The sequence below is a fragment of the Mycobacterium sp. NPDC048908 genome (genome assembly GCF_043197955.1).
Lineage (GTDB): Bacteria > Actinomycetota > Actinomycetes > Mycobacteriales > Mycobacteriaceae > Mycobacterium.
This window is the reverse complement of the sequence record NZ_JBICUE010000002.1, coordinates 240,599-252,272: the sequence shown is the minus strand read 5'-3', so window position 1 is coordinate 252,272 and position 11,674 is coordinate 240,599. Positions and strand designations below refer to the sequence as shown.

At 65.3% G+C, this 11,674-nt stretch carries 5 protein-coding genes; 1 reads left to right on the top strand and 4 read right to left on the bottom strand.

Features of this window, described 5'->3' with window-relative positions:
* Window positions 1-4 precede the first annotated feature (4 nt).
* Window positions 5-943 (top strand): NmrA family NAD(P)-binding protein, encoded by a 939-nt coding sequence (locus ACGFK1_RS05700; RefSeq protein WP_393426930.1) that lies wholly within the window; start codon window positions 5-7, stop codon window positions 941-943.
* A 12-nt stretch (window positions 944-955) separates the two neighbouring features.
* On the opposite strand, the gene ACGFK1_RS05695 is transcribed toward ACGFK1_RS05700, so the two are convergent.
* The 4 genes from ACGFK1_RS05695 to ACGFK1_RS05680 form a co-directional block, all read right to left on the bottom strand.
* Window positions 956-1,921 (bottom strand): calcium/sodium antiporter, encoded by a 966-nt coding sequence (locus tag ACGFK1_RS05695; RefSeq protein ID WP_393426927.1) that lies wholly within the window; start codon window positions 1,919-1,921, stop codon window positions 956-958.
* A gap of 107 nt (window positions 1,922-2,028) precedes the next feature.
* Window positions 2,029-5,982 carry a DNA-directed RNA polymerase subunit beta' gene (locus ACGFK1_RS05690; RefSeq protein WP_393426924.1) on the bottom strand — a complete coding sequence of 1,318 codons (3,954 nt, stop codon included), beginning with the start codon at window positions 5,980-5,982 and terminating at the stop codon, window positions 2,029-2,031.
* A gap of 62 nt (window positions 5,983-6,044) precedes the next feature.
* On the bottom strand, window positions 6,045-9,530 hold the full coding sequence (locus tag ACGFK1_RS05685; RefSeq protein ID WP_393426921.1) for a DNA-directed RNA polymerase subunit beta: 3,486 nt from the start codon (window positions 9,528-9,530) through the stop codon (window positions 6,045-6,047).
* A 380-nt stretch (window positions 9,531-9,910) separates the two neighbouring features.
* Window positions 9,911-11,602 carry an alpha/beta hydrolase gene (locus ACGFK1_RS05680; RefSeq protein WP_393426918.1) on the bottom strand — a complete coding sequence of 564 codons (1,692 nt, stop codon included), beginning with the start codon at window positions 11,600-11,602 and terminating at the stop codon, window positions 9,911-9,913.
* Window positions 11,603-11,674: the final 72 nt, after the last annotated feature.

The window sequence follows — 11,674 nt, the reverse complement described above, 5'->3', positions numbered from 1 at the left end:
ATACATGGCAGACAACCCGATTCTGTTAACCGGCGCGACGGGGCGCCACGGCAACACAGGCGAGTACTTGGTGCGGCGGCTGCGAGAGCACGGCCAACCGGTGCGGGTACTGGCACGGACCCTCAGCGAGCGCACCGACCGGCTCGCCGGGCTCGGTGCCGAGATCGTCATCGGGGATCTGCACGACCGCCGAATGCTGTTGCCCGCGTTGGCCGATGTAGACCTCGCGTACTTCACGTATCCGATCGACGCCGGCGTCATCCCGGCGGCGGCCAACTACGCCTCGGCCGTCCGTGAGTTGGGATGGCAACCCCGCACGGTCGTGATGTCGATGGGTCCAGCCCAACCCACGAGCCTCAGCGGTCTGGGTCGCGCGCAGTGGCTGGCGGAGGAGATTCTGCAGTGGGCAGGCCTCGATCTGCGGATCCTGCGCGTCGCGGCGTTGTTCCACGAGAATCTCGCCGTCCTGCACGGCAATTCCATTCGAGAGCACGGGCTCATCCGCAACTCGTTCGGCCCCGGCGAAGTCGCATGGATCAGTGGCCGCGACGCCGCCGAGTTGGGGCTTGCGGCGCTGCTGCATCCCGAGCGATTCGCCGAATCCGTTTACTACGCGAAGGGGTCCCAGTCGTACAGCCATGGTGACATCACCGACTTGCTCACCGAACTCACCGGTGCGCGTGTTCGCTTCCAACCCGTCACGCAGGAGCAATGGCGCTACGACCTCGAGCAGTTGGCCCGGTCGGCCGGCCAAGACGTGGTCAATGTCGCCATGGCACAACACATATCCGCTGTCGGGCACACGGTTGCGACGGCTGGGCGTACGCTGCCCGCCGATCCTGACGCGCTCGCCGCGCTCATCGGCCGCGAGCCGGTCACCATGCGCGAGTTCCTCGAAGCCAACCTCGACAGCTTCAAAGCTCGCGAACGTCAACCCATCTAGCGGCCTTGGCCGTCACATCTGCGTCACGAGCAGGAAAACCAGGAACGCCACATACCCACACACCATCGCGCCGCCCTCGAAACGGTTGACCCGCCGTCCCGATACGAAAAGCGGAACGCAGACGAAGGCAACCGCCACCATGATCGGGATGTCGACGCGCACCATTTCACGTGGCAGCGTCAGACCGTGCGCAGGCACCAGGCAGGTGACGCCGAGGATCAACAGAATGTTGTAGATGCTGCTGCCGAGTAGATTTCCGACGGCGATGTCACGCTCACCGCGCAGTGTGGACACCACGGTGGTGGCCGACTCGGGAGCGGAGGTCCCGATGGCGACCACTGTGAGCCCGATCAACGCATCCGATACCCCGAACCCGCGTGCGAGGCCGACGGCCGCGTCGACAAGTCGTTCGGCGCCCAACACGATGATCACAATGCCTACCACCGTCATGCCGACGTGTAACCCGGTGCGTTGCGCCGGCCTCGATGTCGGATAGGCCTCGATGAATTCGGTTGTGGCAATGCGACTCTCCCGCCGGGCGGCCCGCACCACCGCGATCGTGTAGACGACCGCGCCGACAGTCATCACGAGGCCGTCGAATCGCGAAAGCACACCGTCGGCCGCCAGCAGCCACAGCAGCGCGGCCGCGGCGGCTATCACCGGCAACTCGAACCGCAGCGTGCGGATCTGCAGGCTCAGCGGCACGAGCAACGCACTCAGCCCGAGCACGAGCAACAGGTTGACGACGTTGGTACCCGTGATGTTGCCGACCGCCAGCGCACCGTTGTCTTCGAGCGCCGCGACCACGCCCACGGCAAGCTCGGGCATACTCGTGCCGATCGACACCACGGTCAGGCCGATGACGATCGGGCTGATGCCGAAGCGCGCGGCGACACGTGCGCCGCCGCGCACCATTGTCTCCGCGCCGACGACCAGCGCGGCCAACCCCACAAGGAACCACGCCGCATTCGCCCACACCTCGTCGAGTGTGGACTTATATCACGCATTTCGCGCGCGGACGTGTCATAAGTCCACACTCGCCAACGAAAAAGCCCCCGCACGAGGCGGGGGCTTCTTCGTATTGCTTACCGATAGTCCGAGTAGCCGTAGTCGTCCAACGGCACCGCGGCACCGGTGGCCTGGCCGAAGTCGGGGCTGTAGTACTGATCCTCGTAGGACGGGATCGTGTACGCGGCGGCCCGCGCCTCTTCGGTCGGCTGCACCTGGATGTTGCGGTAGCGGTTGATGCCGGTGCCTGCCGGGATCAACTTGCCGATGATCACGTTCTCCTTCAGACCCTGCAGCTTGTCGCTGCGGCAGTTGATCGCCGCATCGGTCAGCACGCGAGTGGTCTCCTGGAACGACGCCGCCGACAGCCACGAGTCGGTGGCCAGCGACGCCTTCGTGATACCCATCAGCACCGGACGACCCGCCGCGGGCTCACCGCCCTCGGCAACCACCCGACGGTTCTCGGTCTCGAACTCGCCACGTTCGGTCAGCGAGCCGGGCAGGAACTCCGTCGAGCCCGAGTCGATGATCGTGACGCGACGCAGCATCTGCCGGACGATCACCTCGATGTGCTTGTCGTGGATCGACACGCCCTGAGCGCGGTAGACCTCCTGAACCTCCTTGACGAGGTGGATCTGCACCTCGCGGGGGCCCTGGACACGCAGCACCTCGTGCGGGTCCGCGGAGCCTTCCATCAACTGCTGGCCGACCTCGACGTGGTCGCCGTCGGACAGCAGCCGCTCGGTGCCGTCCTCGTGCTTGAACACCTTCAGGCGCTGACGACGAGACAGCTTGTCGTACACCACTTCTTCGCCGCCATCGTCGGGGACGATGGTGATCTTGTAGAAGCGTTCGCCCTCTTCGAGGCGCACCCGACCGGTGACGTCGGCGATCGGCGCCTTGTCGCGCGGCACGCGGGCCTCGAACAGTTCCTGCACGCGCGGCAGACCACCGACGATGTCGCCACCGCCGGTGACGCCACCCTGGTGGAACGTACGCATGGTCAGCTGCGTGCCGGGCTCACCGATGGACTGCGCGGCGACGATGCCGACCGCCTCGCCGATGTCGACGAGCTTGCCCGTCGCCATCGAACGGCCGTAGCACATCGCGCACACACCGGTGCCCGTGGCGCAGGTCAGCACGGAGCGGACCTTGACGTCGGTAATGCCCGCGGCCAGCAGTGCCTCGATGGCCGGGTCACCCAGGTCGTGACCACGCTCGACGATCACGTTGCCCTTGGCGTCGACGGCATCGGTGGCCAACGTGCGCGCGTAGGCAGACGTCTCGATGTGCTGATCGCGCACCAATCCGTCGGCGCCCAACTCGGCCAGGGTGACCGTGATGCCGCGCTCGGTCTCGCAGTCGGTCTCGCGAACGATGACGTCCTGCGACACGTCGACGAGACGACGGGTCAGGTAGCCCGAGTCGGCGGTACGAAGTGCGGTGTCCGCCAGACCCTTTCGGGCGCCGTGGGTGTTGATGAAGTACTCCAGCACCGTCAGGCCCTCACGGAACGAGGACTTGATCGGGCGCGGGATGAACTCACCCTTCGGGTTGGTCACCAGACCCTTCATGCCTGCGAGCGTTCGCGTCTGGGTGAAGTTACCCGTCGCGCCGGAGTCCACGATCGTGATGATCGGGTTGTCTGCCGGGTAGTGCGACCGCAGCGCCTCACCGACCTCTTCGGTGGCCTTCTGCCAGATCTTCACCAGCTCACCGTTGCGCTCCTCATGGTTGAGAGCACCACGCTGGTACTGCTTTTCGATCCGGTCGGCTTCGGCCTCGTAGCGCTCGAGGATCTCCTGCTTCTCCGGCGGCACGATGACGTCGGCCATCGAGACCGTGACACCCGAACGGGTGGCCCAGTAGAAGCCGGCGTCCTTCAGCTTGTCGACGGTCTGCGCGACCACGATCATCGGGTAGCGCTCGGCAAGATCGTTGACGATCCGGGCCTGCACCTTCTTGTGCATCTGCTCGTTGACGAACGGATACCCAACCGGGAGCAACTCGTTGAACAGCACCCGGCCCAGCGTGGTCTCGGCAGTCCACGCGTCACCCGGCTTCCAACCCTCGTCGCCGAACAACTCGGCCTCGATGTCGGCGGGCGGACGCAACTGGGTCAGCCGCACCCGGATCTTGGAGCGCACCGAAAGCGCGCCGCGGTCCATCGCCATGATGGCCTCGGCGGGCGAGCTGTACACGCCCGTCTCCGGCTGATCCTTTGCGGCAGGGGTGAATTCGCCGGTGTCGCCGTCGATCATGGTGGTCAGGTAGTACAACCCGGTCACCATGTCCAGACGCGGCATGGCCAGCGGACGACCCGACGCAGGCGACAGGATGTTGTTCGAGGACAGCATCAAGATGCGAGCCTCGGCCTGCGCCTCCGCACTCAGCGGAAGGTGCACGGCCATCTGGTCACCGTCGAAGTCGGCGTTGAACGCTTCACACACCAGCGGGTGCAGCTGAATTGCCTTGCCCTCCACCAGCTGCGGCTCGAAGGCCTGGATGCCCAGGCGGTGCAGCGTCGGTGCGCGGTTCAGCAGCACCGGGTGCTCGCCGATGACCTCTTCCAGCACATCCCACACCTGCGGACGCTGACGCTCCACCATCCGCTTGGCGCTCTTGATGTTCTGCGCGTGGTTCAAATCGACAAGACGCTTCATCACGAACGGCTTGAACAGCTCGAGCGCCATCAGCTTGGGCAGACCGCACTGGTGCAGCTTGAGCTGCGGGCCGACCACGATGACCGAACGGCCGGAGTAGTCGACACGCTTGCCGAGCAGGTTCTGACGGAACCGGCCCTGCTTTCCCTTCAGCAGATCGGACAGCGACTTCAGCGGACGGTTGCCCGGCCCGGTGACCGGACGGCCGCGACGGCCGTTGTCGAACAGCGCGTCCACCGACTCCTGAAGCATGCGCTTCTCGTTGTTGACGATGATCTCGGGCGCGCCGAGGTCGATCAGCCTCTTGAGCCGGTTGTTGCGGTTGATGACGCGGCGGTACAGGTCGTTGAGGTCGCTGGTGGCGAAGCGGCCACCGTCGAGCTGCACCATGGGGCGAAGCTCCGGCGGGATCACCGGAACCGCGTCGAGCACCATGCCCAGCGGCGAGTTGCTCGACTGCTGGAAGGCCGCGACGACCTTGAGCCGCTTGAGAGCACGAAGCTTCTTCTGGCCCTTGCCGTTACGGATGGTGTCGCGCAGCGACTCGGCCTCGGCGTCGATGTCGAAGGTCTCGATGAGCTTCTTGATCGACTCCGCGCCCATGGCGCCGGTGAAGTACTCGCCGTAGCGGTCGACGAGCTCGCGGTAGAGCACCTCGTCGACGATCAGCTGCTTGGGAGCCAGCTTGGTGAAGGTGTTCCAGATCTCCTCGAGCCGGTCCAGCTCGCGCTGGGCCCGGTCGCGGAGCTGACGCATCTCGCGCTCGCCGCCGTCACGCACCTTGCGCTTGACGTCGGACTTGGCGCCCTCGTCCTCGAGCTCCTTCATGTCGGCTTCGAGCTTCTGCGCCCGAGCCTCCAGGTCGGCGTCGCGCTGATCCTCAACGGCCTTGCGCTCCACGGCCATCTCGGCCTCGAGCGTGGACAGCTCGTTGTGGCGCATCTCCTCGTCCACGGACGTGATCACGTACGCGGCGAAGTAGATGATCTTCTCGAGATCCTTCGGCGCCAGGTCCAGCAGGTAACCCAGGCGCGACGGAACGCCCTTGAAGTACCAGATGTGGGTGACCGGCGCGGCCAGCTCGATGTGACCCATCCGCTCGCGACGCACCTTGGCACGCGTCACCTCGACGCCGCAGCGCTCGCAGATGATGCCCTTGAAGCGGACGCGCTTGTACTTGCCGCAGTAGCACTCCCAGTCGCGAGTCGGTCCGAAGATCTTCTCGCAGAACAGGCCGTCCTTCTCCGGCTTCAGTGTGCGGTAGTTGATGGTTTCCGGCTTCTTGACCTCACCGAACGACCAGTTACGGATGTCGTCGGCGGTGGCAAGACCGATCCGGAGCTCATCGAAGAAGTTGACGTCTAGCACGTAACTCCCTTTCCCCTTTCGGGATTAGAAACCAATAACAGCAAGGAGGAGTTCACCCAAAATCAAGCAAGATCCTCAACAGACGCAGATTCGTTGCGCGACAGGTTGATTCCCAGGTTCGCGGCAGCGCGCTCCAGGTCCTCGTCGTCGCCGTCACGCATCTCGATCGCGGCACCATCCGAAGACAGCACCTCGACGTTCAGGCACAGCGACTGCAACTCCTTGAGAAGCACCTTGAACGACTCCGGAATGCCCGGCTCGGGGATGTTCTCGCCCTTGACGATCGCCTCGTACACCTTGACCCGGCCGACGGTGTCGTCGGACTTGATGGTCAACAGCTCCTGCAGCGTGTACGCCGCGCCGTAGGCCTGCATGGCCCAGCACTCCATCTCCCCGAACCGCTGGCCACCGAACTGCGCCTTACCGCCCAGCGGCTGCTGGGTGATCATCGAGTACGGGCCAGTGGAGCGGGCGTGGATCTTGTCGTCCACCAGGTGGTGCAGCTTGAGGATGTACATGTAGCCAACCGTCACCGGGTACGGGAACGGCTCGCCACTGCGACCGTCGAACAGCTTCGCCTTGCCGTCCTCGTCGACCAGCGTCTCGCCGTCGCGGCTCGGCAACGTCGACGCCAGCAGACCCTGAAGCTCGGCTTCGCGCGCACCGTCGAACACCGGCGTCGAGACGATGCTGTTCGGCTCGACCTCCAGCATCTCCTCGGGCAGGTTGGCAGCCCACTCCGGCGAACCGTCGATCTTCCAGCCGGCCTTGGCGGCCCACCCGAGGTGGGTCTCCAAGATCTGGCCGATGTTCATCCGTCGCGGCACACCGTGGGTGTTCAGGATGATGTCGACCGGCGTGCCGTCGGGAAGGAACGGCATGTCCTCGACGGGCAGGATCTTGCCGATGACGCCCTTGTTGCCGTGGCGTCCGGCCAGCTTGTCGCCGTCGGAGATCTTGCGCTTCTGCGCGACGTAGACGCGCACCAACTCGTTGACGCCGGCCGGCAGCTCGTCGTCGTCCTCGCGGGAGAACACCCGGATGCCGATGACCTTGCCGGACTCACCGTGCGGCACCTTCAGCGACGTGTCGCGGACCTCGCGGGCCTTCTCACCGAAGATCGCGCGGAGCAGCCGCTCCTCAGGGGTCAGCTCGGTCTCACCCTTCGGGGTGACCTTGCCGACCAGGATGTCGCCGTCGCGGACCTCGGCACCGATGCGGACGATGCCGCGCTCGTCGAGATCGGCCAGCACCTCATCGGAGACGTTCGGGATGTCCCTGGTGATCTCCTCGGCGCCCAGCTTGGTGTCGCGGGCATCGATCTCGTGCTCCTCGATGTGAATCGAGGTGAGCACGTCCTCCTCAACCAGGCGGTTGGACAGGATGATCGCGTCCTCGTAGTTGTGGCCCTCCCACGGCATGATCGCCACGAGCAGGTTCTTGCCGAGCGCCATCTCACCGTTCTCGGTGCAGGGGCCGTCGGCGATGACCTGGCCCGCCTCGACACGCTGCCCGGCGTCCACGATCGGACGCTGGTTGGCGCAGGTGCCGTGGTTGGACCGGGCGAACTTGCGCATCCGGTAGGTGTGCCGGGTGCCGTCGTCGGCCATCACGGTGACGTAGTCGGCGGACACCTCTTCGATGACGCCTGCCTTGTCGGCGACCACGACATCGCCCGCGTCGATCGCGGCGCGCAACTCCATACCGGTGCCGACCAGCGGGGCCTCGCTGCGCACCAGCGGAACCGCCTGGCGCTGCATGTTGGCACCCATCAGGGCACGGTTGGCGTCGTCGTGCTCGAGGAACGGAATCATCGCCGTCGCGACCGACACCATCTGGCGCGGCGAGACGTCCATGTAGTCGACCTCGGTCGCCGAGACGAACTCGACCTCGCCACCCTTCCGGCGCACCAGCACGCGATCCTCGACGAATCGGCCTGAAGCGTCGGTCGGCGAGTTGGCCTGCGCCACGACGTGGCGGTCCTCCTCGTCGGCAGTCAGATAGTCGATCTGGTCGGTGATCACACCGTCGACCACCTTGCGGTATGGCGTCTCGATGAACCCGAACGGGTTCACCCGCGCGTACGTCGCCAACGAACCGATAAGGCCGATGTTCGGGCCTTCCGGCGTCTCGATCGGGCACATCCGGCCGTAGTGGCTCGAGTGCACGTCGCGGACCTCCAGGCCGGCGCGCTCACGGGACAGACCGCCCGGGCCCAGCGCCGACAGGCGACGCTTGTGGGTCAGACCCGACAGCGGGTTGTTCTGGTCCATGAACTGGCTCAGCTGGCTGGTGCCGAAGAACTCCTTGATGGCCGCCACGACGGGACGGATGTTGATCAAGGTCTGCGGCGTGATCGCCTCGACGTCCTGAGTGGTCATCCGCTCGCGCACGACGCGTTCCATACGCGAAAGGCCGACCCGGATCTGGTTCTGGATCAGCTCGCCGACGGTACGCAGGCGACGATTGCCGAAGTGGTCGATGTCGTCGGTCTCCACCGGGACCTCGACGCCGCCGGGGACGGTCATCGTGGTCTGACCTTCGTGCAGGCGCACCAGGTACTCGATGGTGGCGACGACGTCCTCTTCAGTGAGCGTCGACGACGTGATGGGCTTGTCGGTGTTCAGGCCGAGCTTCTTGTTGACCTTGTAGCGACCCACCCTGGCCAGGTCGTAGCGCTTCTCCTTGAAGAACAGGTTCTCCAGCAGGGTCTGCGCAGACTCCTTGGTGGGCGGTTCGCCCGGCCGCAGCTTGCGGTAGATGTCCAGCAGCGCCTCGTCGGTGCCTGCGGTGTTGTCCTTCTCCAGCGTGCCCATCATGATCTCGGAGAAGCCGAACCGCTCCGTGATCTGCTCGTTGGTCCAGCCGAGCGCCTTGAGCAGCACGGTGACCGGCTGACGGCGCTTGCGGTCGATGCGGACACCGACGGTGTCGCGCTTGTCGACGTCGAACTCCAGCCACGCACCGCGGCCGGGGATCACCTTGACGCTGTGCAGCGTCTTCTCGGTGGACTTGTCGATGGTCTCGTCGAAGTACACACCGGGCGAGCGGACCAGCTGAGACACGACGACACGCTCGGTGCCGTTGATGATGAAGGTGCCCTTCTCGGTCATCATCGGGAAGTCGCCCATGAAGACCGTCTGGCTCTTGATCTCACCGGTGTTGTTGTTGATGAACTCGGCCGTGACGAACAGCGGAGCCGCGTACGTCATGTCCTTGTCTTTGCACTCGTCGACCGGGGCCTTCACCTCGTCGAAGCGCGGATCGGAGAACGACAGCGACATCGAGCCGGAGAAGTCCTCGATCGGCGACAACTCCGCCAGCACCTCTTCGAGGCCGCCGACGGGGCTGACGTCCCCGCGCGCCTTGGCCTTCTCGCGCCAGGAGTCCGAGCCGACCAACCAGTCGAAGGACTCGGTCTGGATGTCGAGCAGCCCTGGAACCTCAAGTGGTTCACGGAGCTTTGCGAAAGAGACTCGGTTTGGTGCGCCTGGGACGGAGTTATTGGGATTAGCTACAGCTGACTTGGATTGGCGGGACCCTGCCAAGATGCATCCTTCCAGCACCTCATGCGACGGTTCGGTGACCACAAGGGATTGAGTGGCCTGTCCTTGGTCGCTATCTGCGTCGGTTCGGCTGGCCTCTCACGACCACAAACTCCCGAACAAACGGCACGCGACTAGATCACTGAGCGGGGCTCAGGCTAGGACATCGGTGTCAGGTGCGGGTTTAGGTGGGCAGGATGCAGCCAGCGCAACGTCCAACAGTACCGCAGGACGGCATATTCCTCAACCACTGCATGCAGAAGTCACCGGGCGCTGGCTGGCGACTCGATACCTCTAACCCATCCATACATTGCTGCCCAACAGATTGGCTCGTTTGCCTCCTTCCGTCAAGAGATAACGCCGTGTTGGTGTGGAGTTTTCCGTTAAATCCGGCTTTGCGCGGGGACGTCGGCGACGCCGGTCGACGTGCCGTTGCCCATTGACGCCGTGAAGAAATCGACGAGTGCAGACAGCAGCACCTGGAAAGGCGACGGCCGATGGTAGGTGTCGGGCAGCGCGTACGCCGTCGCGGTTCCCGCGGGAGTGTCGATGTCAAACACGTCGCCGGGCGCGGCGTAGGCGCCGTGTTGCGTGCCCGCGAACATGTCGCTGATCCAGCCCGAAGCGAGTGTCTGGGCGGCCGCGACGTTCTCCGCCCTAGGCACGCCGGTGGCCACCTTCAATATCAGCTGGATCAGGGGATTCCCACCCTGCGAGGCGTCTCCGTGTGAGCCGCCGTCCAGGATCACCCCGACGAATTCGCCCGGCCGTGCGGCCACCAAGGCGTTGGCCGCCGCCCCCAACTCGTTCCAGGAGGATGGGGGTGAACCGATGAGCAATACCGGCAGGTCGTCGGGCAGGTCCCCAAAGGCCGTGGCCAGCACGCCGTCTTGACCTGCGGGTGCCACGGGGTCGAACAGGATGACACCGGCCAGATCTTGGGCCGCCTTGTCGCCGGCGAGATCGGCCGCAGTGGCGGTGACGAAGCCGCCGCCGAGGGAGTGTCCGGCGAGCACGAACTGCTGGGGCAGCGTCACCGGATGGCCGGCGGCGGCACTTGCGCTCGCCGTCAACGCATCGCGGTCCCCTTCGAACAGGTCGGCAACGGCCATTTGCAGCGGGGCGCCACCCAGCCACATGCCGTCGGGTGCGTATCCGTTGGTCGACATCGTGGGAGCGACGACGATGCTGTTCGTCTGCTCGGCGAGGTCCGCCGCGGTGTAGCTGTACATGGAACCGACGGCGAAGGCGCCGTGCTGTAAATAGATGAGCCCGGTCGCCGGCTCGGACTCGTTCGGGAAGTACCAGTCCGCGGTCACCGTTTTGCCACCGACGTCGAGTGTCGAGCGACGTACGGTGACCGTGCTGCCCGGCGGGAGGACCGGCGGTCCGGCGGCCAGATTGGTCACCAGCGCCAGCACGTTGAAGACCAGGTTGCCGACGGCGTTGATCACGTTCGTGATCCCGGACGTGAGGGTGGGCTGGGTCGGCGCCGCCACGGGTGTCGTCGAAACCGGCGATTGCTTGGCCGTCGGCTCTGCGACAGTTGTCTGCACCGGCACGGCCGCTGCGGCGGTCAACACCGTCGACGCCTCCTGCGCAGGAGTGTCGGCAACCTCGGCATCGGCGTTGTCGAGTGTCTTCTTCGCGTCTGCCGCGACAGCAGCGGGCCTGTCCCGCTGATCTGACTTCTTGGACTTCTGTAATTCGGTGGCGTCGTTATCGCGCTTCTTCTTGGGTGTCGCCTGGTCGGTCGATGTCGGGTCGGGCGTTGGGTCCGCGCTCGCACCATGGGCTGCGCCGGCCGACGAGTTGTCATCGTCGGCGGGCTTCGTGGACGGTTGGTCGCCGCCACGTGCCTTTTCGACGTGGTTCCTGCGAGGCTTCTTCGTGCTGTCCGTTTTCGAATCCCGTTGCCTCACAGTCGGATTCGATGGCTCAGCGGACGTCTGCTTGGTGGCGCCCGACGTCGTCGCGTCGTCGGCAACCGCGATACCCGCCCCGGCCACCGTCGCCGTCAGCAGACCCGCACCGAGAATGCCCGCCGCCATCCAGGGCAACAACCGATCGATCATGCTGTCTCCCGTCGCGACCTCAGCAAACTCTAGCCCACGCGGCGGCCGCACCGGACTGTTTATCCGAAGCGC

Bases quoted from the DNA above. Each gene is read 5' to 3' on its own strand.
- ACGFK1_RS05700 (WP_393426930.1), top strand. From the start codon at position 5: ATGGCAGACAACCCGATTCTGTTAACCGGCGCGACGGGGCGCCACGGC.
- ACGFK1_RS05680 (WP_393426918.1), bottom strand. From the start codon at position 11,602: ATGATCGATCGGTTGTTGCCCTGGATGGCGGCGGGCATTCTCGGTGCG.